Here is a 21961-nt window from a genome sequence, read left to right as displayed (position 1 = left end):
GCGTCCGTTGCGTCGCTGAAAAAGGAAAAAGGAAAAAGGGCTTACGCGATCGCTCACGTAAGCCCTTGGTTGGATTGGTCGGCGTGGCGGGATTCGAACTCGCGACCCCTTGCACCCCATGCAAGTGCGCTACCAGGCTGCGCTACACGCCGAGAACCGGGATTATACGGTGTTTTCCGCGGCCTTCCCCGGCGCCAGCGTCGCCGGTTCGAGCAATGCCCGGATGGCGCGCAGCTCCGCGAGCAGGGCATGCCGCTGTTCCGCGCCAGCGGTGAGGGGCAACACAGGGGTGGGTTGGGTTCCGGCGGCCGCTTGCGGCGCTTCGGGGGCGCCGGCGGGCGCGTCCGGGGGGGCTTTGCGCTGGTCGCGCTCCTGCTGGGCCAGCTCGGCCAGCCGGTTGCGTGCGCCGTGGATGGTGAAGCCCTGGTCGTACAGCAATTCGCGGATGCGGCGAATCATCAGCACCTCGTGGTGCTGGTAGTAGCGGCGGTTGCCCCGGCGCTTCATCGGTCGCAGCTGGGTGAACTCCTGCTCCCAGTAGCGCAGCACGTGTGGCTTGACGCCGCACAGCTCGCTCACCTCGCCGATGGTGAAGTAGCGCTTGGGCGGAATGGGGGGCAGCGCGTCGTCGCTGGACATGGTGTTCGGGACTCCCAAACCCGCAAATTTACCGCAACCGCGTCAGACGCCCATGATTTCCGGCCCGCCCTTGGCCAGCGCGCGCTGGTACGCGGGTCGGGCACGGTAGCGCTCGCGGTAGGCGGCGACGCCGGGCAAGCGTGCAGCCGTCTGCGGTCCGCCCAGGGCCAGTGCGGCCTCCACCGCAAAGCTCATCTGAAAATCCGCCAGGGCCAGCCGCTGGCCCGTCAGCCAGGGGCGGTCGCGCAGCGTCTGCTCCAGCAGGCCCAGCGCGGCGTCGATGTTGGGGTCGACAAAACGCTGCAGCACCTGCCGGCTGATCTCGCGCGCGATCGGGCGTGCGAAGAACGGCATGCGCTGCTTGGGGATGTTGACGAACACGAGCTTCATGACCACCCAGTTCATCAGCGAGCCTTCCGCGAAGTGCATCCAGAACCGGTTGTCGCGGTGGGCGGCGGTGCCCGGCGGCGGCACCAGATTCCCCAGTTCGCCGTCCGGCGCGGGCGGAAAGGACTCGGCCAGGTATTCAAGGATCGCGCCCGATTCGGCCACGGTGACGTCGCCGTGGGTGATGACGGGCGCCTTGCCCAGGGGATGGATGGCCTTCAGCTCGGGCGGCGCCAGCCGGGTGCGGGCGTCGCGGGGGTAGGTGCGCAGCTCATAGGCCACGCCCAGTTCTTCCAGCAACCACAGCACGCGGTGCGAGCGGGAGTGCTCCAGGTGGTGGACGACCAGCAGGGTCATGGGGGGCTCCGTTGGGTCAGCGGGACCGGATCAGCGCATCGAGCCGCTGGGCGTCGGCGCAGAACAGGCGGATGCCTTCGGCGAGCTTCTCGGTGGCCATGGCGTCGTCGTTGAGCGCGAGGCGAAACGCCGCCTCGTCGTCGGCGCGGTAGTGCACCTGCGGCAGGTCGGCGCGGCGGGCTTCCTCCTCGTCCAGCGCGCGCGGCACGTCGCCCGGGGTGGCAGCCAGGCGCGCCAGCAGCTCCGGGCTGATCGTGAGCAGGTCGCAGCCGGCCAGCGCCAGGATCTGGCCGGTGTTGCGGAAACTGGCGCCCATCACCTCGGTGCGGATACCAAAGTGCCGGTAGTGGCGCCAGATGCGCGCCACCGACTGCACGCCGGGGTCGTTCGGGCCGGCCATCGCGGCCTCGTCCCACTGCGCGCCGGCGCGCGCCTTGTGCCAGTCGTAGATGCGGCCGACGAACGGCGAGATCAGCTGGACGCCGGCGTCGGCGCAGGCCACCGCCTGGCAGAAGCTGAACAGCAGCGTGAGGTTGGTGTGGATGCCGTCGCGCTCCAGCAGCTCGGCGGCGCGGATGCCCTCCCAGGTGGCGGCGATCTTGATCAGCACGCGCGCGCGCGGCACGCCCTCGGCCTCGTAGAGCGCGATGAGGCGGCGGGCGCGCGCCACGGTGGCGGCGGCGTCGAAGCTCAGGCGCGCATCCACCTCGGTGGAGACGCGGCCCGGCACGATGCGCAAAATCTCGGTGCCGAATCGCACCAGCAGCCGATCCACGCGCTCGTCGAGCGGTCGATCGCGGTGGCGAGCCAGTACCTCGTCCACCAACGGGGCGTATTCGGGCTTGAGCGCGGCCTTCAGGATCAAGGAAGGGTTGGTGGTCGCGTCGCGCGGCTGGTATTGCGCCATCTGCAGAAAGTCGCCGGTGTCGGCGACGACGGTGGTGTGGCGCTTGAGGGCGTCGAGCTGGTTCATGGTGCCGTGCAGGGGAAGGGGAGTGCGCGGGGTCAGGTCAGGGGAACGGACAGTTGATCGATCACGGGCCGGGTGTCCGGGCGCACGCCGCGCCACCAGGCAAAGGCCTCCGCGGCTTGCTCGACCAGCATGCCTACGCCATCGGCCAGGTGGCCGACGCCGGCCTCGCGCGCCTGACGCAGAAAGGGTGTGAGCCCCTTGCCGTACACCATGTCGTAGGCCAAGCCATCGCGCACAAACACCCCCGCGGGCAGGGGCAGCGCATCGGCCGTCAGGCTGGCCGACGTGGCGTTGATGACGATGTCGAACGCCCCCGTGGCCGGCAAGTCCGCCCAGCCGCCCGCGGCCAGCACACCCCGGCCCAGTCCGAGGGCGTGGAAGGACTGCACCAGTTCATGTGCTTTGTCCGCACTGCGGTTGGCGACGAAGAGCCGCTCGGGGCCCGCCGCGAGCAGCGGCTGCAAGGCGCCGCGCGCGGCCCCCCCGGCCCCCAGCACCAGCACGCGCCGGCCGGCGATGGGCTGGCCCAGGTTGGCCGTGATGTCACGCACCAAGCCGATGCCGTCGAAATTCTCGGCCCGGCAGCGGGGGCCGTCGAAAGCCAGGGCGTTGGCCGCGCCGGCGATGCGGGCACGCTCGCTGACGTCGTTGGCGTAGGCGCAGGCTTCGACTTTGAACGGCAGCGTGACGTTGACGCCCCGCCCGCCCGCGGCGCGAAACGCGTCCACCGTGGCGGCAAAGCCGTCCAGCGGAGCCTCGATGGCGGTGTAGGTGAGGGCCTGGCCCGTGGCCTGGGCGAACAGGGTGTGGATGCGGGGCGATTGGCTGTGGCCGATGGGGTGGCCGATCACGGCATAACGGTCCATGCGGGCATTGTCGCCGATCCCGGCCGGGGTGCTGGCTACCCGTGCGCGGCTGAACGGTGTCGTCAAAGCCTTTGATGGGCCGTGAGGCGGGCAACCGCTAGCATGGATGCGTCGTGACCGTCGTGCGGAGTTGCCTGTGTCTGCCTTGCCCGTGTTGTTCGTCTCCCATGGATCGCCGATGATGGCCCTGGCCCCAGGCGAGGCCGGGGCGGCTTTGCAGCGCTGGGGCCAGTCGCTGACCGCGCGTGACGATGTGCGTGCGGTGGTGGTGATGTCGCCCCATTGGATGGCACCCGTGGCGGCGGTGGGCAGCCACCCCATGCCGCCGACGTGGCACGACTTTGGCGGTTTTCCGCCTGCGCTGTACCGCTTGCAGTATCCCGCGCCCGGGGATCCGGCGTTGGCCCGCGCCGTCGCCGAGCGCCTGCAAGCCGCCGGCATCCCCACGGGGGAGGACCCGCAGCGCCCGCGCGACCACGGCGCGTGGGCGCCGTTGCGGTTTTTGTTGCCGCAAGCGCGCTGGCCCGTGGTGCAGGTGGCCCTGCCGGCCGATGCCGGCCCGGCCGAGGTATACGCCATCGGTGCGGCGCTGGCCGATCTGCGCCGGGACGGTGTGTTGATGGTCGGCTCCGGCAGCCTCACGCACAACCTGATGGAGTTTTTTGGCGGCCGGCCGGCCATCGACGAGGCGGCCGACCCCTATGTGCAGGCGTTTTCGGCGTGGGTGTGGCAGGCGCTGCAGGCCGGCGATTTGCCGGCGCTGCTGGACTACCGGGACCGGGCCCCGCAGGCGGCGCGCGCCCACCCGAGCGAAGAGCACCTGTTGCCGTTGTTCTTTGCGCTGGGGGCCGCGGGCTGGCCAAAGGCCGGGGCGCCAGACGGTCAGCCCGTCGTGCATGCGATCACGCGCGAGGTGCAGTACCGCTATCTGGCGATGGACAGCTATGCCTTCGTGTGATCCGGCGCCGGCTCGCGTCCGGCATCACGACACCCACTTGGTCGCGTCGTTGTCACCGGGCAGGTCGTCGTCCTTGATCAGGGCCTCGCGCAGGACCAACAGGTCCATCATCACATCGAACGGAAAGCCCCGCCGCCCCCCGCGGTGGTCGTGCGTCAGCTCGTGAAACCGCTCGCGCAGGGCCTGCGGATCGTGCCGCACGGCGGCCAGCGCGTTGGCGATGCGCGGAAACTGCGCCGCCAGCGCCTGCGGGTACGCCACCCCGGGTAGGGCGCGCAACCACGCCTCGGTCTCGGGCAACAGGGTGGGCACGTCGGTATCGGCCATGATCGGGTCATTATGCGCACGGCCGCGCGGGGCCGCAACTCTCTCTCCCACAGACTTCGGGATAGGATGGGTCATCCGCTGCGAAACCTTGCTCCACCCCGTTCTACCCACGGTCGTCCCATGCAGTTGTCCAGCTTGCTCATCGCCATCGAAGTCGGTGGCGTCGTGGCGTTCGCCACCTCCGGTCTGATCGAGGCCATGCGCAAGCGCATGGACGCGGTGGGGGTGTTCTCGGTGGCGTTCGTGAGTGCTTTTGGTGGCGGGACGGTGCGCGATTTGCTGTTGGATCGCCGGCCGCTGTTCTGGATCGAGCACGAAGCCTACCTGTGGCTGGTGCTGGCGATGGCGCTGACGGCGCCGGCCTGGCTGCCCATGGCCCTGCGCGAGACGGGCGCGCGGCTGATGCACGTGGCCGACGCGCTGGGACTGGGGCTGTTTGCGATTGCGGGCACCAGCATCGCCCAGGCCAGCGGCATGTCACCGCTGGTCAGTGCGCTGATGGGGGTGACGACCGCCATCGTCGGCGGTGTGGCGCGCGACGTGCTGTGCAACGAGGTGCCGCAGGTCTATCACGACCACCGGCCGTATGCGGTGTGTGCGCTGGCGGGCAGCGCGGCCTACCTGGGGCTGGCGGCCGCGGGTGCAGGGGCCCAGTGGGCCAGCGCAGCCGGGGTGGCGGTGGCCACCGGCAGCCGACTGGCCGCCGTGGCACTGGGGTGGCGTCTGCCCCGCTGGCATCCCCGCCGACCCTGACCCCCCGCGTCAGGTCGTGGCCAGTTCCGCCACCGGCACGCAGCTGCAGAACAGGTTGCGGTCGCCGTAGACGTTGTCCACGCGCCCCACCGGGGGCCAGTACTTGGTGCCCGCGCGGCCGTGGGCGCGGTGGAATGGCAGCGCCGCGCCCAGCTCGCGGGCATACGGGTGGGGCCAATCCTCCGTCAGGCAACGGCTGGCGGTGTGCGGGGCGTTTTTCAGCGGGTTGTCCTCCCGCGGCCAGACGCCCAGCTCCACGGCGCGGATCTCCTCGCGGATGGCGATCATCGCGTCGATGAAGCGGTCCAGCTCCTCCAGCGTCTCGCTTTCGGTCGGCTCCACCATCAGCGTGTTGGCGACGGGGAAGGACAGCGTCGGCGCGTGGAAGCCGTAGTCCATCAGCCGCTTGGCGATGTCTTCGGCCATCACGCCGCAGGTGTCCTTGAAGCCGCGGCAGTCCAGGATGCACTCGTGCGCCACATGGCCGTTGGCACTGGCGTAGAGCGTCGGGTAGTGCTCGCGCAGGCGGGCGCTGACGTAGTTGGCCGCCAGGATGGCCGTCTCGGTCGCGCGCTGCAGGCCGTCGGCACCCATCATGCGGATGTACATCCACGAGATGGGCAGCACGGCGGCGTTGCCCAGCGGGGCGGCCGAGACCGCGCCGACCGTCGCATCCGCGCGTGCGCCGCCGGCGTAGGCGCCCGCTGCATGGGCCGTGGCGTGCCCCGGCAGGTAGGGGGCCAGATCCGCCACCACGCACACCGGGCCCACGCCCGGGCCCCCGCCGCCGTGCGGGATGCAGAAGGTCTTGTGCAGGTTCAGGTGGCTGACGTCACCGCCGAACTCGCCCGGTGCGGCGGTGCCGACCAGGGCGTTCATGTTGGCCCCGTCGATGTACACCCGCCCCCCGTGCTGGTGCACCAGCTCGCACAAGGCCTTGACGCCGGTCTCGAACACCCCGTGCGTGCTGGGGTAGGTGATCATTACGCAGGACAGGCGCTCGCTGTACTGCTCGCACTTGGCGCGCAGGTCGTCCAGGTCCACGTTGCCCTGGGCGTCACAGGCCACCACCACGACCTGCAGCCCCACCATCTGGGCGCTGGCGGGGTTGGTGCCGTGGGCCGACTGCGGGATGAGGCAAATGTTGCGGTGGGATTCACCCCGGGCCGCGTGGTAGGCCTGGATGGCCAGCAGGCCGGCATACTCGCCTTGCGAGCCGGCGTTGGGCTGCAGGCTGATGGCGGCGTACCCGGTCGCTTGGCACAGCCAGGCGCGCAGCTGCTCGTCGAGCAGGCGGTAGCCCTCCAACTGATCCGCCGGCGCGAAGGGATGCACCTGCGCGAACTCGGGCCAGGTGATGGGGATCATCTCGCTGGTGGCGTTGAGCTTCATGGTGCACGAGCCCAGCGGGATCATGGTGCGGTCCAGCGCCAAATCCTTGTCCGACAGGCTGCGGATGTAGCGCAGCATGCCGGTTTCGCTGTGGTGGGTGTTGAACACCGGGTGCGTCAGATAGGCGCTGGTGCGCCGCAGCGCAGCGGGGATCAGCGGCTCGATGCCGGCCTCGAAGTCGGCAAACGACGGCAGCGCCTGCCCCGGCGCGGCGAACACGGCCCACAGGGCCTCGATGTCGGCGCGCGTGGTCGTCTCGTCCAGCGAAATACTCAGGTTGCCATGCCCCAGGTCGCGCAAGTTCATGCCGCGCTCGCGCGCGCGGGCCAGCAGCGACGCGGTGGCGTTGCCGGTGTGCAGGCACAGGGTATCGAACGCGGTGCCGTTGGCCGGGGCGTGCCCCAGGGCGGTCAGTCCGCGCGCCAGGATGGCCGTGTAGCTGGTCACGCGCTCGGCGATGCGGCGCAACCCCTGCGGGCCGTGGTAGACGGCGTACATGCTGGCCACGACGGCGGGCAGCACCTGCGCGGTGCAGATGTTGGAGGTGGCCTTTTCGCGGCGGATGTGCTGCTCGCGCGTCTGCAGCGCCAGCCGGTAGGCGGGCTGACCGTGCACGTCCACGCTGACACCGACCAGGCGCCCGGGCAGCGAGCGTTTGTAGGCGTCGCGGCAGGCCATGAAGCCGGCGTGCGGCCCCCCTGCGCCCATGGGCATGCCAAAGCGCTGGCTGCTGCCCACCACGATGTCGGCCCCCCACTCGCCGGGGGGCGTCAGCAGCGTCAGCGCCAGCAGGTCCGACGCGACGATGACTGCCGCGCCCTTGGCGTGGGCGGCTTCCGCATCGGCGCGCAGGTCGTCGATGCGGCCATGGGTGGCCGGATACTGCATCAGCACGGCAAAGTAGCCGTCACCGCGCAGGGCTTGCTGCCAAGCCTCGGCCGAATGGGTGACGATCACCTGTAGGCCCAGCGGGCGGGCGCGCGTCTGCACCACTTCGATGGTTTGCGGGTGGCAGTCGCCCGAGACGACGATGGCGTTGCCCGTGGCCTTGACCGAGCGGCGCGCCAGCGTCATGGCTTCGGCGGCGGCGGTGGCCTCGTCCAGCATGGACGCATTGGCGATGTCCATGCCCGTCAGGTCGGTCACCATGGTCTGGAAGTTGACCAGCGCCTCCATGCGGCCCTGCGAAATCTCGGCCTGGTACGGGGTGTAGGCGGTGTACCAGGCGGGGTTTTCCAGGATGTTGCGCAGGATGACGCCGGGCGTGTGGGTGCCGTAGTAGCCCTGGCCGATGAAGCTGCGCAGAAGGCGGTTTTTCTGGGCGATGGCCTTGAGTTCGGCCAGCGCCTGCGCCTCGGGCAGCGGGGCGGGCAGGTCCATCGCGCGCACGCGGGCAATGGCGCGCGGCACGATGCTGTCGGTCAGGGCGCGGCGGCTGGCTTCGCCGATCGCGGCGAGCATGCGCTGCTCGTCCGCCGGGCCGATGCCGACGTGGCGGTCGACGAACTCGCCGGCGTTTTCCAGCGCCGACAGTGGGGTGGGGGTGGTCATGGGGCCGCTCCGCTCACTGGGTCAGTTGGCCGTAGGCCGTCTCGTCGAGCAGGGCATCGACCTCGGCCGGGGCACTCAGGCGCACCTTGAAGAACCAGCCCGCGCCCAGTGGGTCGCTGTTGGCCAGCGAGGGGTCGGCGCGCAGCGCCTCGTTGACCTCGACCACCTCGCCGCTGACGGGCATGTACACATCGGCTGCGGCCTTGACGGACTCGACGACGCCCGCGACGTCCTTTTGCGCCAGGGTCTTGCCCACCTCGGGCAGTTCCACGAACACCACATCGCCCAGCGCGTCCTGGGCGTGGTGGGTGATGCCAACGGTGGCAATGTCGCCGTCGACGCGGATCCATTCGTGGTCGGGGGTGTACTTCAGGGTCATGGCAGGCTCCTGGGGATCAAGGGTGGGAAAACGGGTCAGCCGCGGTGGTAGCGCGGGGGCAGGAAAGGCGGGGCGGTCACTTCCATCGGCACCGGCTTGCCGCGCACCAGCGCCTGCAGCCGGGTGCCGGCGGCGGCGTGTTCGCGGGTCACATAGCCCATGGCAATCGGGCGGTCCAGCGTCGGCGACAGCAGGCCGCTGGTCACCTGGCCGACGGGGGTGCCGTCGGGGGTTTGCAGCGGTGTCGGCTCGCGCACGGGCACGCGTTCCAGGGCCTGCAGGCCAACGCGCACGCGCGCCACGGGCTGCGTGCCGTCCAATTGCGCCAGCACGCGCGCCGCGCCGGGAAAGCCCCCCGCGCGCGCGCCGCCGCTGCGGCGCACTTTCTGGATGGCCCAGGTCAGCGCGGCCTCCACCGGCGTGGTGCCGGTGTCGATGTCGTTGCCATACAGGCACAGGCCGGCTTCCAGCCGCAGGGAATTGCGGGCCCCCAGACCGATGGGCTGGACTTCCGGCTGGGCCAGCAGCGCCTGGGCGAAGGCGGTCGCTGCTTCGCCGGGCAGCGAGATTTCGAAGCCGTCCTCCCCCGTGTAGCCGCTGCGGGTCACGTACAGCGGCACGCCCTGCCAGTCGAACGCCCCACCCGCCATGAACACCAGGCCCTCCACCCCCGGCAGCAGGCGGGCGAGGGCCGTGACGGCCTGCGGACCCTGCAGCGCCAGCAGGGCCTGCTGGGGCAGGGGTTCCACCCGGCAGCGCTGGCCGATGCGGGCCTGGATGTGGGCGATGTCGGCCTGCTTGCACGCCCCGTTGACCACCAGGAACAGGTCGCCGCCGTTGGCCCAGTCGCGGTTGACGAACATCAGGTCGTCCAGAATGCCGCCGTCATCGGCCAGCAGCAGCCCGTAGCGCTGCCGGTGCGCGGCGAGTCCGATCACATCCATGGGGATCAGGCTTTCCAGCGCGGCGGCGGCTTCCGGGCCGACCAGGCGCAGTTGCCCCATGTGCGACACGTCGAACAGGCCGGCCGCCTGGCGTGTGTGCTGGTGTTCGCGGATCAGGCCCGCCGGGTACTGCACCGGCATGTGGTAGCCGGCAAACGGCACCATGCGCGCACCGAGCGCGAGGTGCAGGTCGTGCAGAGGGGTCTTGAGCAGGGCGTCGGCGGCGGACATGGAACGGTTCCAAACAGGTGGTCACGGCCGGCGCCCAAGGGCGCCGGGGCACACCTGCTGTCCGCTTTACCTGAGAGATTCACGCGCCGACGCCGCCCGTGCGGTGGTGGGCCCGCTTGCTCCTTCGGTGGACGGCGCCGGGCGCGGGGCCGGCGGCGACGCCTCTCTCCAGCAGGCAAGCACCCCGCGGGGTGCTGCATCAGTCCTTTTGCCTGAGCGTTCGGCGGGGGCCTGCGCCTTCGGCGGCCGCTGGGCGGAACCCGTGGGGGTGTCCGGGCTGGCTCTCTCCTGATGGCGCGGATTGTAGCCGCTCGCGTTCGCGCGCGGGCATCGGGGTGCGGACCGCAAAGCGCGCTGGCTCAAGGGTTGCAGTGGTCGCAGCGGCTCGGGTCGGCGCGGTCGGGGCCGGGGCGGAGGCGCTCCTCGCTGTGGCCGCAGCCGGCGCAGCTCCAGCGCTGGCGCAGCGGCTCGCGCGTGGGCAGGCCGCAGCGGGCGCACGGCAGGCCGGGCACCTGCGCCGTGATCCAGTAGCCGGGCCGTCCGCACGCCGGGCAGTCGGAGGTCAGCCGCCGGGCCAGATCCAGCCCCGCTTGCCGGATGAGCGCTTGGCGCGTGGGGTTGGTGTGGGCGCGCAGGTCGTTTTCCACGAAGACCTGGCCGTTGGCGGCGCGTGCGCGCGCGTCTTCGAAGGCACGGCGCAGGGCGTTGGGGTCGCCCAGGCCCTTGGCTACATCGGGGTGGTCCGCGTGTTCCGGCCGGATGACCAGCTGGTGACCGGGGAACCCGGCCCGCGCGGCAAAGGCCTCCAGCTCGGCCCAGTCGCGCACCGTTGCATGCGCGCTGCGCGCCGGCCCCTGGGCCATGCCGACGACTTCCAGCCCGCGTTCGTCGTCGATCCAGACCACCAGCTCGATGTCCCAATGCAACAGACCCGTGAACGGATCCGGACCGAACGCCCCCTCGCTGGCCAGTCCCAGGGGCAGGCCACTCAGTTGCATGCCGATGCGCGCTTTGCGCCGCGCGGCCTCGATTTGGGTGCCGGCGCGTTCGACGTCGCGGGTGAAGGTGCCCAGCGTGTCGGTGTCAAAACCGTCCACCCGCTGCACGGTGCAGCCCAGCAGGGCCTGCAGCGGCGGGCCGAGCAGCGCCTCCTTGCCGTGCTGGGTCAGCAGGGCCACGCGCCGGCCGCGGCAGTGCGCGGCGTAGGTGCCCGGAGCAGGGGACGTTGGGGTCGAATCCATGCGAGAGGCCGCGCTCGGCGGCCCGAGGCGGTCACCGCTGCGGCGGCGTCACATGCCCGCGTAGTTGGGCCCGCCGCCGCCTTCGGGCGTGACCCAGACGATGTTCTGCGTCGGATCCTTGATGTCGCAGGTTTTGCAGTGCACGCAGTTCTGCGCGTTGATGACGAGCTGGGGGCCGTCGGCTTTTTCGACGAACTCATAGACGCCGGCGGGGCAGTAGCGGCCCTCCGGCCCGCCGTAAACGGCGAGGTTGACCGCCACCGGCACCGAGGCGTCCTTCAGCGTCAGGTGCGCGGGCTGGTTTTCCTCGTGGTTGGTGTTGGAGAGGAAGACGCTGGAGAGCCGGTCGAAGGTCAGCACGCCGTCCGGCTTGGGGTAGCGGATCGGCTCGACCTGGCTGGCGGCGTGCAGGCGCGCGTGGTCGGGCGTGTGGCGGTGCACCGTCCACGGCGGGCTCTTGATGCCCAGGCGCGGCAGCAGCCAGTGCTCGATGCCGGTCATCAGCGCGCCGATCGTGTTGCCCTTCTTGAACCAGGTCTTGAAGTTGCGCGCGCGGTGCAGCTCCTCGTAGAGCCAGCTCCGCTCGAACGCGGCCGGGTAGGCCGTCAGCTCGTCGTGCGCGCGGCCGGCGCGCAGCGCTTCGAAGGCCGCCTCGGCGCACAGCATGCCGGTCTTGATGGCGGCGTGGCTGCCCTTGATGCGCGCGGCGTTGAGGTAGCCCGCGTCGCAGCCGACCAGCGCCCCGCCGGGGAAGATGGTCTTGGGCAGGCTCAGCAGCCCGCCGGCGGTGATGGCGCGCGCGCCGTAGCCGATGCGCTTGCCGCCCTCCAGATGGGCGCGGATCGCCGGGTGGGTCTTCCAGCGCTGCATCTCCTCGAAGGGGCTCAGCCACGGGTTCTGATAGTCCAGCCCGACGACGAAGCCGAGCGTGACCTTGTTGCCCTCCATGTGGTAGAGGAAGCCGCCGCCGTAGGTGTGCTCGTCCAGCGGCCAGCCGGCGGTGTGCACGACCAGGCCCGGTTTGGCCTTCTCGGGCGGGATCTCCCAGAGCTCCTTGATGCCGATGCCGTAGGTCTGCGGGTCGCGGCCCTCATCCAGCCGGAAGCGCGCGATCAGCTCCTTGCCCAGGTGGCCGCGCGCGCCCTCGGCAAAGACGGTGTACTTGGCATGCAGCTCCATGCCCAGTTGGAAGGCATCGGTCGGCTCGCCGTCCTTGCCCAAGCCCATGTGGCCGGTGGCCACGCCCTTGACCGCGCCGTTGTCATCGAACAGCACCTCGGCGGCGGTGAAGCCGGGGAAGATCTCCACGCCCAGCGCCTCGGCCTGCTCGCCCAGCCATTTGGTGACGGCGCCCAGGCTGATGACGTAGTTGCCCTCGTTGTGAAAGCACTCGGGCATCAGCCAGCCCGGGGTGCGCATGGCCCCCTCGGGTTGCAGGAACAGCACCTCGTCCCCACTGACGGGCTGGTTCAGCGGCGCGCCGCGCTCCTTCCAGTCGGGGAAGAGCTCGGTGATCGCGCGCGGGTCCATCACCGCGCCCGACAGGATGTGTGCGCCCGGCTCGGAGCCCTTTTCCAGCACGCAGACCGACACCTCCGCCCCCTGGGCGGCGGCCAGTTGCTTGAGCCGGATCGCGGTGGCCAGCCCCGCCGGGCCGGCGCCGACCACGACGACGTCGTACTCCATGGCCTCACGGGGGCCGAATTGCTCGATCAGATGCGCCGGGGTTTTCATGGCGTTGGGGTCTTCCTCGGGGGTGGCCGTTCGCCGGGTGCGTGTCGCACCGGCGTCGTTGTCGGATGCGCGACGGATTGTAGTGGCGCCTGCCGTACCATCGCTGTCAAGCCACCGACACGATGGACCCCTCGATGCGACTCGATTTACCCGCCGACAAACGCCTCGTCCACACCATGACCATCCCGATCCGCTGGGGCGACATGGACGCGATGGGCCACGTCAACAACACGATCTACTTCCGCTACATGGAGACGGCGCGCCTGCAGTGGATGGGCGAGTGGGGGATGCCCGCCAACCCGCAGGGCCAGGGGCCGGTGATCGTCAACGCGTTTTGCAACTTCTTTCGTCAGCTGGAGTACCCGGGCGAGGTGATCGTGCACAGCTACGTCGGCGCGCTGGGCCAGCGCTCGTTCGACATGTTCCACGAGATGCGGCGCAGCGACGGCGGCGACACCGTCTACGCCAACGGCGGCGCCACCGTGGTGTGGGTGGACTTTCCGGCGCAGCGCTCGCTGCCCCTGCCCGAGGCGCTGCGCGCGCGGCTGACCGCCGGCGCCTGAGGCCGGCCGCGCCGGCAGGGGCGCCCCCTGGCGCCGGCCGGGCCGCGCGGCCGCGGTCACTTGGCCTTCGGCAACCGCCCCATCAGGTAGAACTCGGGGTTGGGCACCATGCCGCTGAACGAGGCCATGCGGTTGGACAGGCCGAAGAAGGCGGTGATGGCGGCGATGTCCCAGATATCCTCGTCGTTCAGGCCGTGCGCATGCAGCGCGGCGAAGTCGGCCTCCTCGACCTCGTGCGAGCGCTGGCACACCTTCATCGCGAAGTCCAGGATCGCGCGCTGGCGCGGCGAGATGTCCGCCTTGCGGTAGTTGACCGCCACCTGGTCGGCCACCAGCGGCTTTTTCTCGTAGATGCGCAGGATGGCGCCGTGCGCCACCACGCAGTACAGGCACTGGTTGGCGGCGCTGGTGGCCACGACGATCATCTCGCGCTCGCCCTTGGTCAGGTTGGAGGGGCGCCCGACCGTCTCCGGCATCATCAGCGCGTCGTGGTAGGCGAAAAAGGCGCGCCACTCCGCCGGGCGGCGGGCGAACATCAAAAAGACGTTGGGCACGAAGCCGGCTTTCTCCTGCACCTCCAGGATGCGGGCGCGGATGTCCTCGGGCACGTCGGCCAGATCGGGCAGGGGATAGCGGGTGGTCATGGGGCCTCCTCCGGTGGGGTATGGGGGGTTCAATCGTCCAGGGATGCGCTCCAGCGCGCGTTCCAGTCGCGGCGCCCGGGGGCTGCGCGCCATTCTTCGATGCGGCGGCGGTCGCGTTTGGTGGGGCGGCCCTGGGTAAGAGTAGCGGCGGGCTCGGGCGCCAGTCGGCGCAGCTCCGCATACCGCTCGCGCGCAGCGATCGATTCGGGGGTTTCTTCGTACAGCAGCGCGGCCTGTGGGGCCGGGCCGCGCACGGTGCTCAGCCCCCGCACGACCACGGTGCGGACGACGTCGCCGGTGCGCATCTGGATGACGTCGCCCACGCGCGGTTCGCGGCTGGCTTTGGCCACCGTGCCGTTGACGAGCACGCGGCCGCGGTCGATGGTCTCGGCCGCCAGGGCACGGGTCTTGTAAAAGCGCGCCGCCCACAGCCACTTGTCCAGGCGCACGCGGCCGGGGCTGTCGTCGTCGGGCTTGGGCGAGCGGCTCATGGCCGGCAATGGTAGCGCGACTGCCGTGGCGCGATCTCCCCGGACAGCGGCTACCATTTGCCCATGGCGATGCACAGGCCCCCGACCGGCGAGCTGCCCAGCGATGCCCGCAGCATCCTGGAGCTGGCAGCGCGCTCGATGTTCGAGCTGTTTGCCAACGCCAGCCAAGGCATGATGCTGGTGGACCGGCAGGCGCGCGTGGTCTGGATCAACGACCAGTACCGGCGCTTTCTGCCGGCGCTGGGCTTCGAGCGCGAATCGGACTTCGTCGGCCAGCCGGTGTCGGCGGTGGTGCAAAACACGCAAATGCACCGCGTGCTGGAGACGGGGCAGCCGATCCTCGTGGATTTGCTGAGCAACCGCGCCGGCACCTTCGTCGTCAGCCGCATCCCGTTGCGCGATGACCAGGGGACGGTCATCGGGGCGCTGGGCATCGTGTTGTTCGACCATCCCGAAACGACCCTGCAGCCCCTGATCGCCAAGTTTGCCCGGCTGCAGCAGGACTTGGACGATGCCCGGCGCGAGCTGGCCCGCCAGCGGCGCAGCAAATACACCTTTGCCAGCTTCGTCGGGCGCAGCCCCGCGGCGCTGGAGGTCAAGCGACAGGCGCGGCGCGCGGCGCAAAGCACATCGCCCGTGCTGTTGCTGGGCGAGACTGGCACCGGCAAGGAACTGCTCGCCCATGCCATCCATGCGGCGTCGGCGCGGGCCGGGCGGGCCTTCGTGGGTGTCAACATCGCCGCCGTGCCCGAGACGCTGCTGGAGGCCGAGTTCTTTGGCGTGGCACCCGGCGCTTACACGGGGGCCGATCGCAAGGCGCGCGACGGCAAATTCAAGCTGGCCGATGGGGGCACGCTCTTTCTGGACGAGATTGGCGACATGCCGCCGGCGGTGCAGGTCAAGCTGCTGCGTGCCCTGCAGGAAGGCGAGATCGAACCGCTGGGGTCCAACCGCGTCGAGCCGGTGGATGTGCGGGTGATCGCCGCCACCTCGCGCGACCTGGCGCAGATGGTTGCGCAAGGACGGTTTCGGGAGGATCTGTACTACCGCCTCCACGTGCTGCCGATCCGCGTGCCCCCGCTGCGGGAGCGGCGCAGCGACATCCCCTTGCTGGTCGATATGCTGTGCGAGGACATTGCGCTGCGCAGCGGCACTCCCGCGCTGGAGCTGACGCCGGCGGCCTTGGCCCTGCTGATGGAGCAGCCCTGGCGCGGCAATGTGCGCGAGCTGCGCAATGCGCTCGAGCAAATCGCCCTGCGGTGCGACAACCCTCGGGTCGATGCCCCCGAAGTCGCGTCCGTGTTGGCCGCGGCCGGTGCGCCGCTGCAGGCATCCCCGCAGCCGGTGGCGGCAGCCGGGGGCCTCGATGGCGCCCAGCCGCCGGAGCCAGGCGCGACGCTGTCCGCCGTGGTGGCGGAGCCGGAGCCCGCGCCGCCCGCCGAGCCATTCGAGCCCCTGCCGCAGCGCATCGCTCGTGTGGAGCGCGAAGCGATCGAAGCGGCCTTGCGCCGCTGCGCAGGCAACCGCGTGGGGGCAGCGCGGCTGTTGGGGATCTCTCGCGCCACGCTGTATGCCAAGCTGTCCGCTTGGGGTGTCCAGAATTTGACCGTTGCCTGAAAGTTGGACACCGCCAACCGTCGCGGGTGTCTGAAATCTGGACATAGACCGCCCCCATTTGCGGGTTAACCCGGGGTGTTTGGCCCCGTTTTCGCTTGGCATGGGTTCTGCTTCTGTGGCGGGGACCGCGCGCGCATCGGCGCCGCCGGGTCCCACCGCACAGAGGAGACAGATATGGTTGACTTCACCCGCCGTCTGGCCGTCGTGGCCTTGGCATGTTCCGCCGTCGTGGCGCACGCCCAGTCGGGGCAGGAAATCCGCATCGCCCACGTCTACAGCAAGACCGGGCCGCTGGAAGCCTACGGCAAGCAGACGCAGAGCGGCCTGATGATGGGCTTGGAGTACGCCACGGGCGGCACCATGACCGTGGCGGGCAAAAAGATCGTCGTGATCGAGAAGGACGACCAGGGCAAGCCCGACGTGGGCAAGAGCCTGCTCGCCGCCGCGTACGGCGACGACAAGGCCGACATCGCGGTCGGTCCGACGTCCTCCGGCGTGGCGCTGGCCATGCTGCCCGTGGCCGAGGAGTACAAAAAGATCCTGCTCGTGGAGCCGGCCGTGGCCGATTCCATCACCGGCGACAAGTGGAACAAGTACATCTTCCGCACGGGGCGCAACAGTTCGCAGGATGCGATCTCCAACGCCGTGGCGCTGGACAAAGAGGGCACGGTCATCGCCACGCTGGCGCAGGACTACGCCTTTGGCCGCGATGGGGTCGCCGCCTTCAAACAAGCGCTCAAGAAGGCCAAGCTGGTCCACGAGGAATATCTGCCCACCAACACCACCGACTTCACGGCCGGGGCGCAGCGACTGATCGACAAGCTCAAGGACCAGCCCGGCCGCAAGGTCATCTTCATCATCTGGGCCGGGGCCGGCAACCCGTTCAAGATCGCCGACCTCGATCTGAAGCGCCACGGCATCGAAATCGCCACGGGCGGCAACATTCTGCCCGCCATGGCGGCCTACAAAAACTTCCCTGGCATGGAGGGCGCCACGTACTACTACTTCGGTATCCCCAAAAATCCGGTCAACGAATGGCTGGTGGCCAACCACTATAAGCGCTTCAAGTCGCCGCCGGACTTCTTCACCGCGGGGGCATGAGCGCGGCCATCGCGATCGTCGAGGCGCTGAAAAAGACCCAAGGCGACACCAACACCAACAAGCTGATCAAGACGATGGAGGGCATGCGCTTCCAGACGCCGAAGGGGGAGATGACCTTCCGCCCCGAGGACCATCAGGCGATGCAGGCCATGTACCACTTCCGCATCAAGGTGGACCCGGCCTTCCCGTGGGGCGTGCCCGAGCTGGTGCGCGAAATCAAGCCGGAGGAAATGCAGGTGCCCATCCGCAACAAGCGCTGAGCGCCGGGGGCCACCATGCTGCAGACGGAGGGACTGACGGTCCGCTTCGGCGGGCACGTCGCGGTCGATGGGGTGAGCTGCACCTTCGCGCCGGGGACGCTGACGGCCATCGTCGGCCCCAACGGGGCGGGCAAGACGACGTACTTCAACCTCATCTCGGGGCAGATCCGCGCCACCGCGGGCCGCGTGCGGCTCAACGGTCAGGACCTGACCGGTCTGGGCGCGGCCGAGCGCACCCGCGCCGGCCTGGGGCGAGCCTTTCAGTTGACGCAGTTGTTCCCGCGCCTGACGGTGCTGGAGAACGTCCGCTTGGCGGTGCAGGCGCGCGCGGGGGAGGGGCTAAACCTGTGGCAGATCTGGAGTGACCGCCGCGAGTTGCTGGGGCGCGCACGCGAGATCGTTGCCGCCGTTGCCCTGGCCGACAAGCAGGATGTTCCTGCCGCCGCGTTACCTCATGGTGACCAACGCAAGCTGGAGGTTGCGATTCTGATGGCGCTTGAGCCACAGGTGTTCATGTTCGACGAGCCCACCGCGGGCATGAGTGTGGATGACGTGCCCGTGGTCCTGAACCTGATCCGTGCGCTCAAGGCGGACAAGACCAAGACCATTTTGCTGGTCGAGCACAAGATGGACGTCGTGCGGGAGCTGGCCGACCGCATCATCGTGCTGCACAACGGGCAGCTCGTGGCCGATGGCGAGCCGGAGGCGGTGATCGCCTCCCCGGTGGTGCAACGGGCCTATCTGGGCCTGGATGTGGAGGTCGCGGCATGAGTGCAGCGCCCCCCGTCCTGAGCCTGGAGGGTGTGCACACGTACATCGGCCAGTACCACATCCTGCACGGGGTGGACCTGTCCGTGCCGCGCGGGCAGGTGACCATGCTGCTGGGGCGCAACGGCGCCGGCAAAACGACCACCTTGCGCACGATCATGGGGCTGTGGCCCGCGCGCAGCGGCCGCATCGCCTTCGCGGGGCAACCGATCGGCGGTGCCGGCGTCGCCCTGTCCACGCCCGAGATCGCCCGCCGCGGCATCGCCTACGTGCCAGAGAACATGGGGATCTTCGGTGACTTGTCGGTCAAGGACAACCTGCTGCTGGCGGCGCGCAGCGCTCGCAGGGTGGACGACATCGACACCGCCCGGCTGGAATGGATTTTTTCGCTGTTTCCGGCGCTGCGCAAATTCTGGCTGTATCCGGCCGGCAAACTCTCGGGCGGGCAAAAGCAAATGCTGTCGGTCGCGCGCGCCATCGTGGAGCCGCGCGAGCTGCTGCTCATCGACGAGCCGAGCAAGGGCCTGGCCCCCGCGATCGTGCAGAACTTGATCGGTGCCTTGCGCGAGCTCAAGCAAACCCAGACCACCGTACTGCTGGTGGAGCAGAACTTTGCCATGGCCAAGGCCCTGGGCGACACCGTGGCGGTGATGGACGACGGGCGCGTCGTGCACCGCGGGTCGATGGCCGAGCTGGTCGAGGATGCGGCGCTGCAGCAGCGCCTGTTGGGCCTGTCGCTGGCGGCCCACGGTTGAACGAGGAGCACACCGACGTGAACACCGTCACTTCCCCCCTGCCGGCGGCCGAGGTGGCCCTCGCCAAGGTCCGGCTGGACTGGATTCCGCTGCTGCTGGTGGCCGCCTTGATGGCCGTGGCACTGCCACTGGTAGGTTCTGTACCGACGTGGCTGACGCTCACCGTCGCCGGTCTGGCCATGGGCATGATCATTTTCGTCATCGCGTCGGGGCTGACGCTGGTTTTCGGCCTGATGGATGTGCTCAATTTCGGCCACGGTGTGTTCATCGCGCTGGGCGCCTTCGTGGCGACGACGGTGTTGGCGGGCATGGCGGACTGGACCGGCAGCGCCTCGCTGGCGGCCAACCTGATCGCCATCTTCGCGGCGATGGGGGTGGCGATGGCGGTCACCGGGGCGATCGGTTATGCCTTCGAGCGTGTGGTGGTGCGGCCGGTGTATGGCCAGCACCTCAAGCAAATCCTCATCACCATGGGCGGCATGATCATCGGGGAGGAGCTGATCAAGGTGATCTGGGGGCCGGAGCAGACCCCGCTGCCGCTGCCCGAGGCGTTGCGTGGTGCCCTGCTGTGGGGCGATGCCGCGGTGGAGAAGTACCGCGTGCTGGCGGTGGCGATCGGTTCCGCGGTGCTGCTGGCCATGCTTTATCTGCTCAACCGCACCAAGATCGGCCTGCTGATCCGCGCCGGCGTGCAGGACCTGGAGATGGTGGAGAGCCTGGGCTACCGCGTGCGGCGCCTGTTCGTCGGCGTGTTCGTCGCCGGCTCGGCGCTGGCCGGGCTGGGGGGCGTGATGTGGGGGTTGTACCAGCAGATGGTGACGCCGCAGATGGGCGCGCAGATCAATGTTCTGCTGTTCATCGTCATCATCATCGGCGGGCTGGGGTCCTCGTTTGGCTGCCTGGTGGGGGCGCTGCTGGTGGGGCTGATGGCCAATTACACCGGCTTTCTGGCGCCGAAGGTGGCGCTGTTTTCCAACATCGGCCTGATGGTCGCCATCCTGCTGTGGCGGCCCAACGGGCTGTATCCGGTGGCCGCACGCTGAACGGGGGGCGACCATGCTGCATCGACTGCTCTCCCACGACCTGCCGCGCAGCCGTTGGCTCGCGTTGGCCCTGGTGCTGATCGTGCTGGCCTTGCTGGTGGCGCCGTTTGCCCTGCCCGGCAGCAAATCGCTCAATGTCGCGGCCAAGATCCTGATCTTCGTCGTGCTCGTGGCCAGCTACGACCTGTTGCTGGGCTACACCGGGATCGTCAGCTTCGCGCACACCATGTTCTTTGGCATCGGCGCTTATGGGGTGGCGATCGCCTCCACCCGCATGGGCGAGGGTTGGGCCGCGCTGGGCACCGGCATCGTCCTGGCGCTGCTGCTGTCGCTGGCGCTGTCCCTGGCCATCGGCCTGTTCAGCCTGCGGGTGCGCGCCATTTTCTACGCCATGGTGACGCTGGCGGTGGCCTCGGCGTTCCAGACGCTGGCGTCGCAGTTGTCCGAGTTCACCGGGGGCGAGGATGGGCTGACGTTTCGCCTGCCCGAGCTGCTGAGCCCGAGCTTCGAGCCGTTCGAGGAAGAGGTGCTGGGCGTGCTGATCGACGGCCGGCTGATCACCTACTACGGCCTGCTCGTGCTGGCCGTGGCGCTGGTGCTGCTGATGCTGCGCATTGTCAATTCACCGTTCGGGCGGGTGCTGCAGGCCATCCGCGAGAACGATTTCCGTGCCGAAGCCATCGGCTACCGCACCGTCGTCTATCGCACGCTGGGCAATGTTTTGGCGGCGCTGTTTGCCACCCTGGCGGGGGCGATGCTGGCCATCTGGCTGCGCTACAACGGGCCGGACACGTCGTTGAGCTTCGAGATCATGCTCGATGTGCTGCTCATCGTGGTGATCGGGGGCATGGGCACGCTGTACGGCGCGGTGGTCGGCAGCGTGCTGTTCGTGCTGGCGCAAAACTACTTGCAGGATCTGATGCGGCTGGCGGCCGGCGGTGTCGAGGGGGTGCCGGTGCTGTCGCAGCTCGTTTCGCCGGACCGCTGGCTGCTGTGGCTGGGGGTGCTGTTCGTGGTGTGCGTCTATCGCTTTCCCAATGGCATCGTCGGCTGGTTGCGCGAGCGCGCCGACCGTTCCCCCCTTCGTCCGGAGACGTCCGCATGAGCACCGCTTCCGCATCCGCCACCGTGGCCGCCCCGCGTTCGCGCTACCTCGTGTGCGAGGGCCGCGAGATCCACTTCATGGACTGGGGGCCGGAGGATGCGCCGGTCGTCCTGGCCTGGCACGGGCTGGCCCGCACCGGCCGCGACATGGACGAACTGGCCGCCTGGCTGAGTCCGCGCTATCGCGTCCTGTGCCCGGACACGATCGGCCGCGGGCTGAGCCAGTGGAGCCCCGATCCGGCCCAGGAGTACTGCCTGGCCTTCTACGCGCGGCTGGCCACCTCGTTGCTCGATCAACTCGACATCGAGCGTGCGCACTGGGTGGGCACGTCGATGGGGGGCGCCATCGGCATGGTCTGCGCGGCCGGGCCGCTGCGGGGGCGCATTCGCCGTCTGGTGCTCAATGACATCGGCCCGGCGCTGGCGCCCGCCGCCGTGCAGCGCATCCGTACCTACGCCGGCAATCCGGCAGCGTTCGACACCGTGTCGGCGCTGGAGGCCTACTTCCGCACGGTGTACCAGCCGTACGGTTACCTGTCCGATGCCCAGTGGCGGCGGTTGACCGAGACGTCGGTGCGCCGGCTGCCGGACGGTCGGGTAACGCCGCACTACGACCCGGCGATGGTGCAGCAGTTCATCCACCATCCGCACGACTACGACCTGTGGCCGGTCTACGACAGCCTGGACGTGCCCGTGCTGTGCCTGCGCGGGGCCGACTCCGATTTGCTGTTGCCCGAGACGGCCGAGGCGATGCGCGACCGGGGGCCGCGGGCGGTGGTGGTGACCGTGGCGGGTTGCGGCCATGCCCCCGCCCTCAATGTGCCGGCGCAGTTGGATCTGGTGCAGCGGTTTCTGGAGGGCGACGTTTGACGCGGCGGTTTCC

General features: G+C 69.6%; 21 protein-coding genes, 1 tRNA gene, 1 pseudogene and 2 riboswitches. Of the genes and pseudogenes, 10 read left to right on the top strand and 13 right to left on the bottom strand.

Annotation, left to right across the window (positions count from 1 at the left end; genetic code table 11):
- Nucleotides 1-75: 75 nt before the first annotated feature.
- The 5 genes from Tfont_RS05840 to aroE form a co-directional block, all read right to left on the bottom strand.
- Nucleotides 76-152 (bottom strand) — tRNA-Pro (locus Tfont_RS05840).
- Between the two features lie 10 nt (nt 153-162).
- On the bottom strand, nt 163-639 hold the full coding sequence (locus Tfont_RS05835; RefSeq protein ID WP_068609016.1) for a MerR family transcriptional regulator: 477 nt from the start codon (nt 637-639) through the stop codon (nt 163-165).
- A gap of 42 nt (nt 640-681) precedes the next feature.
- The gene (locus Tfont_RS05830; protein WP_143968785.1) at nt 682-1377 is read right to left on the bottom strand and encodes a glutathione S-transferase family protein; all 696 of its coding nucleotides are present in this window, start codon (nt 1375-1377) and stop codon (nt 682-684) included.
- A 22-nt stretch (nt 1378-1399) separates the two neighbouring features.
- On the bottom strand, nt 1400-2356 hold the full coding sequence (tal, locus tag Tfont_RS05825) for a transaldolase (protein WP_143968737.1): 957 nt from the start codon (nt 2354-2356) through the stop codon (nt 1400-1402).
- A gap of 32 nt (nt 2357-2388) precedes the next feature.
- On the bottom strand, nt 2389-3222 hold the full coding sequence (aroE, locus tag Tfont_RS05820) for a shikimate dehydrogenase (protein WP_143968736.1): 834 nt from the start codon (nt 3220-3222) through the stop codon (nt 2389-2391).
- A 106-nt stretch (nt 3223-3328) separates the two neighbouring features.
- Between aroE and Tfont_RS05815 the strand changes: the two genes are divergently transcribed.
- Complete coding sequence (locus Tfont_RS05815; RefSeq protein WP_068609022.1) at nt 3329-4180, top strand: DODA-type extradiol aromatic ring-opening family dioxygenase; 852 nt, start codon at nt 3329-3331, stop codon at nt 4178-4180.
- Nucleotides 4181-4204: 24 nt separating this feature from the next.
- On the opposite strand, the gene Tfont_RS05810 is transcribed toward Tfont_RS05815, so the two are convergent.
- Nucleotides 4205-4507 (bottom strand): hypothetical protein, encoded by a 303-nt coding sequence (locus Tfont_RS05810; RefSeq protein WP_068609024.1) that lies wholly within the window; start codon nt 4505-4507, stop codon nt 4205-4207.
- A 120-nt stretch (nt 4508-4627) separates the two neighbouring features.
- Here Tfont_RS05810 and Tfont_RS05805 point away from each other — a divergent pair, with 120 nt between their 5' ends.
- Complete coding sequence (locus Tfont_RS05805; RefSeq protein WP_143968735.1) at nt 4628-5260, top strand: trimeric intracellular cation channel family protein; 633 nt, start codon at nt 4628-4630, stop codon at nt 5258-5260.
- Nucleotides 5261-5269: 9 nt separating this feature from the next.
- Here Tfont_RS05805 and gcvP read toward each other — a convergent pair whose 3' ends face one another.
- The 5 genes from gcvP to Tfont_RS05780 all read right to left on the bottom strand — a co-directional run bounded on the left by gcvP (nt 5270) and on the right by Tfont_RS05780 (nt 12732).
- On the bottom strand, nt 5270-8203 hold the full coding sequence (gcvP, locus tag Tfont_RS05800; protein ID WP_143968734.1) for an aminomethyl-transferring glycine dehydrogenase: 2934 nt from the start codon (nt 8201-8203) through the stop codon (nt 5270-5272).
- A 13-nt stretch (nt 8204-8216) separates the two neighbouring features.
- Nucleotides 8217-8582 (bottom strand): glycine cleavage system protein GcvH, encoded by a 366-nt coding sequence (gene gcvH / locus Tfont_RS05795; RefSeq protein ID WP_068609031.1) that lies wholly within the window; start codon nt 8580-8582, stop codon nt 8217-8219.
- 35 nt (nt 8583-8617) lie between these two features.
- A complete protein-coding gene (gene gcvT / locus Tfont_RS05790; protein WP_143968733.1) occupies nt 8618-9757 on the bottom strand; it encodes a glycine cleavage system aminomethyltransferase GcvT in 1140 nt (379 codons plus the stop codon).
- Nucleotides 9758-9804: 47 nt separating this feature from the next.
- A riboswitch (glycine riboswitch) is annotated at nt 9805-9939 on the bottom strand.
- 15 nt (nt 9940-9954) lie between these two features.
- Nucleotides 9955-10051: riboswitch (glycine riboswitch) on the bottom strand.
- 65 nt (nt 10052-10116) lie between these two features.
- Nucleotides 10117-10998: a DUF6671 family protein gene (locus tag Tfont_RS05785; protein WP_143968732.1), complete on the bottom strand. Its 882-nt coding sequence runs from the start codon at nt 10996-10998 to the stop codon at nt 10117-10119.
- Between the two features lie 48 nt (nt 10999-11046).
- Nucleotides 11047-12732 carry an electron transfer flavoprotein-ubiquinone oxidoreductase gene (locus tag Tfont_RS05780; protein ID WP_068609037.1) on the bottom strand — a complete coding sequence of 562 codons (1686 nt, stop codon included), beginning with the start codon at nt 12730-12732 and terminating at the stop codon, nt 11047-11049.
- 134 nt (nt 12733-12866) lie between these two features.
- On the opposite strand from Tfont_RS05780, the gene Tfont_RS05775 reads away from it, so the two are divergent.
- Nucleotides 12867-13295 carry an acyl-CoA thioesterase gene (locus Tfont_RS05775; RefSeq protein ID WP_068609860.1) on the top strand — a complete coding sequence of 143 codons (429 nt, stop codon included), beginning with the start codon at nt 12867-12869 and terminating at the stop codon, nt 13293-13295.
- Between the two features lie 56 nt (nt 13296-13351).
- Here the strand turns inward: Tfont_RS05775 and Tfont_RS05770 are convergent, their stop codons facing one another.
- The gene (locus Tfont_RS05770) at nt 13352-13939 is read right to left on the bottom strand and encodes a peroxidase-related enzyme (protein WP_068609039.1); all 588 of its coding nucleotides are present in this window, start codon (nt 13937-13939) and stop codon (nt 13352-13354) included.
- 29 nt (nt 13940-13968) lie between these two features.
- Nucleotides 13969-14430: an RNA-binding S4 domain-containing protein gene (locus Tfont_RS05765; RefSeq protein WP_143968731.1), complete on the bottom strand. Its 462-nt coding sequence runs from the start codon at nt 14428-14430 to the stop codon at nt 13969-13971.
- 63 nt (nt 14431-14493) lie between these two features.
- Here Tfont_RS05765 and Tfont_RS05760 point away from each other — a divergent pair, with 63 nt between their 5' ends.
- The 7 genes and pseudogenes from Tfont_RS05760 to Tfont_RS05730 all read left to right on the top strand — a co-directional run bounded on the left by Tfont_RS05760 (nt 14494) and on the right by Tfont_RS05730 (nt 21948).
- Nucleotides 14494-16047, top strand: coding sequence for a sigma-54 interaction domain-containing protein (locus tag Tfont_RS05760; RefSeq protein ID WP_143968730.1), 1554 nt, complete (start codon nt 14494-14496; stop codon nt 16045-16047).
- Nucleotides 16048-16221: 174 nt separating this feature from the next.
- Nucleotides 16222-17408: pseudogene (locus tag Tfont_RS05755) on the top strand (substrate-binding domain-containing protein).
- Between the two features lie 15 nt (nt 17409-17423).
- Entirely contained in the window at nt 17424-18179 is a 756-nt protein-coding gene (locus tag Tfont_RS05750) for an ABC transporter ATP-binding protein (RefSeq protein WP_143968729.1), read from the top strand.
- Nucleotides 18176-18931 (top strand): ABC transporter ATP-binding protein, encoded by a 756-nt coding sequence (locus tag Tfont_RS05745; RefSeq protein ID WP_143968728.1) that lies wholly within the window; start codon nt 18176-18178, stop codon nt 18929-18931. Before Tfont_RS05750 ends, Tfont_RS05745 begins: the two co-directional genes overlap by 4 nt.
- A gap of 110 nt (nt 18932-19041) precedes the next feature.
- On the top strand, nt 19042-19974 hold the full coding sequence (locus Tfont_RS05740; protein ID WP_143968784.1) for a branched-chain amino acid ABC transporter permease: 933 nt from the start codon (nt 19042-19044) through the stop codon (nt 19972-19974).
- A gap of 13 nt (nt 19975-19987) precedes the next feature.
- On the top strand, nt 19988-21079 hold the full coding sequence (locus Tfont_RS05735; RefSeq protein WP_143968727.1) for a branched-chain amino acid ABC transporter permease: 1092 nt from the start codon (nt 19988-19990) through the stop codon (nt 21077-21079).
- Nucleotides 21076-21948, top strand: coding sequence for an alpha/beta fold hydrolase (locus tag Tfont_RS05730; protein WP_143968726.1), 873 nt, complete (start codon nt 21076-21078; stop codon nt 21946-21948). The genes Tfont_RS05735 and Tfont_RS05730 overlap by 4 nt, the downstream gene beginning before the upstream one ends.
- The last annotated feature ends 13 nt before the right edge of the window (nt 21949-21961 follow it).

Source organism: Tepidimonas fonticaldi, assembly GCF_007556755.1.
GTDB classification, from domain to species: domain Bacteria; phylum Pseudomonadota; class Gammaproteobacteria; order Burkholderiales; family Burkholderiaceae_C; genus Tepidimonas; species Tepidimonas fonticaldi.
This window is presented reverse-complemented; position numbering and strand designations above follow the sequence as displayed.

Bases quoted from the DNA above. Each gene is read 5' to 3' on its own strand.
- aroE (WP_143968736.1), bottom strand. From the start codon at position 3,222: ATGGACCGTTATGCCGTGATCGGCCACCCCATCGGCCACAGCCAATCG.
- Tfont_RS05785 (WP_143968732.1), bottom strand. From the start codon at position 10,998: ATGGATTCGACCCCAACGTCCCCTGCTCCGGGCACCTACGCCGCGCAC.
- gcvP (WP_143968734.1), bottom strand. From the start codon at position 8,203: ATGACCACCCCCACCCCACTGTCGGCGCTGGAAAACGCCGGCGAGTTC.
- Tfont_RS05730 (WP_143968726.1), top strand. From the start codon at position 21,076: ATGAGCACCGCTTCCGCATCCGCCACCGTGGCCGCCCCGCGTTCGCGC.
- Tfont_RS05735 (WP_143968727.1), top strand. From the start codon at position 19,988: ATGCTGCATCGACTGCTCTCCCACGACCTGCCGCGCAGCCGTTGGCTC.
- Tfont_RS05765 (WP_143968731.1), bottom strand. From the start codon at position 14,430: ATGAGCCGCTCGCCCAAGCCCGACGACGACAGCCCCGGCCGCGTGCGC.
- Tfont_RS05760 (WP_143968730.1), top strand. From the start codon at position 14,494: ATGGCGATGCACAGGCCCCCGACCGGCGAGCTGCCCAGCGATGCCCGC.
- gcvT (WP_143968733.1), bottom strand. From the start codon at position 9,757: ATGTCCGCCGCCGACGCCCTGCTCAAGACCCCTCTGCACGACCTGCAC.
- Tfont_RS05835 (WP_068609016.1), bottom strand. From the start codon at position 639: ATGTCCAGCGACGACGCGCTGCCCCCCATTCCGCCCAAGCGCTACTTC.
- Tfont_RS05805 (WP_143968735.1), top strand. From the start codon at position 4,628: ATGCAGTTGTCCAGCTTGCTCATCGCCATCGAAGTCGGTGGCGTCGTG.
- Tfont_RS05775 (WP_068609860.1), top strand. From the start codon at position 12,867: ATGCGACTCGATTTACCCGCCGACAAACGCCTCGTCCACACCATGACC.
- Tfont_RS05750 (WP_143968729.1), top strand. From the start codon at position 17,424: ATGCTGCAGACGGAGGGACTGACGGTCCGCTTCGGCGGGCACGTCGCG.
- Tfont_RS05780 (WP_068609037.1), bottom strand. From the start codon at position 12,732: ATGAAAACCCCGGCGCATCTGATCGAGCAATTCGGCCCCCGTGAGGCC.
- Tfont_RS05810 (WP_068609024.1), bottom strand. From the start codon at position 4,507: ATGGCCGATACCGACGTGCCCACCCTGTTGCCCGAGACCGAGGCGTGG.
- Tfont_RS05815 (WP_068609022.1), top strand. From the start codon at position 3,329: ATGCGTCGTGACCGTCGTGCGGAGTTGCCTGTGTCTGCCTTGCCCGTG.
- Tfont_RS05770 (WP_068609039.1), bottom strand. From the start codon at position 13,939: ATGACCACCCGCTATCCCCTGCCCGATCTGGCCGACGTGCCCGAGGAC.
- tal (WP_143968737.1), bottom strand. From the start codon at position 2,356: ATGAACCAGCTCGACGCCCTCAAGCGCCACACCACCGTCGTCGCCGAC.
- gcvH (WP_068609031.1), bottom strand. From the start codon at position 8,582: ATGACCCTGAAGTACACCCCCGACCACGAATGGATCCGCGTCGACGGC.
- Tfont_RS05740 (WP_143968784.1), top strand. From the start codon at position 19,042: ATGGCCGTGGCACTGCCACTGGTAGGTTCTGTACCGACGTGGCTGACG.
- Tfont_RS05745 (WP_143968728.1), top strand. From the start codon at position 18,176: ATGAGTGCAGCGCCCCCCGTCCTGAGCCTGGAGGGTGTGCACACGTAC.